Source organism: Corallococcus aberystwythensis (assembly GCF_003612165.1).
In the GTDB taxonomy this organism is placed as follows: Bacteria; Myxococcota; Myxococcia; order Myxococcales; family Myxococcaceae; genus Corallococcus; species Corallococcus aberystwythensis.
Map to the genome: position 1 here is coordinate 1 of NZ_RAWK01000596.1, position 413 is coordinate 413.

Here is a 413-nt window from a genome sequence, read left to right on the forward strand (position 1 = left end):
CACCAATAAAGTGTCGCTGATCGTCTGTTCTGCACTGAAAAAACACTATCGCGACTTGCTGCGTGAAGGTAATCCGAATCTCTCGTTCATCTACCTGAAAGGCGATTTTGATGTGATTGAAAGCCGCCTGAAAGCGCGCAAAGGCCATTTCTTTAAAACCCAAATGTTGGTGACGCAGTTTGAAACGCTGCAGGAGCCGGGTGCGGACGAAACCGATGTACTGGTGGTGGATATCGATCAACCGCTGGAAGGTGTTGTGGCAAGCACCATTGAGGTTATTAAAAAAGGCAAATAAGTAGTGACTACATTAACGCTTGTTTTAACAGCAGTAGGGTCTGTTTTACTGCTGCTGTTTTTAGTCATGAAGGCGCGTATGCACGCTTTCCTGGCTTTGATGGTGGTGTCCATGGGGG

2 protein-coding genes are annotated in these 413 nt (G+C 47.2%); both read left to right on the forward strand.

Annotated elements, in window-relative coordinates; genetic code table 11:
• Positions 1 to 295: gluconokinase, GntK/IdnK-type (locus D7W81_RS41645; protein ID WP_244227808.1), on the forward strand; the 295-nt coding region annotated here is incomplete at its 5' end.
• Positions 296 to 298: 3 nt separating this feature from the next.
• Positions 299 to 413: GntT/GntP/DsdX family permease (locus D7W81_RS44545; RefSeq protein ID WP_204272253.1), on the forward strand; the 115-nt coding region annotated here is incomplete at its 3' end.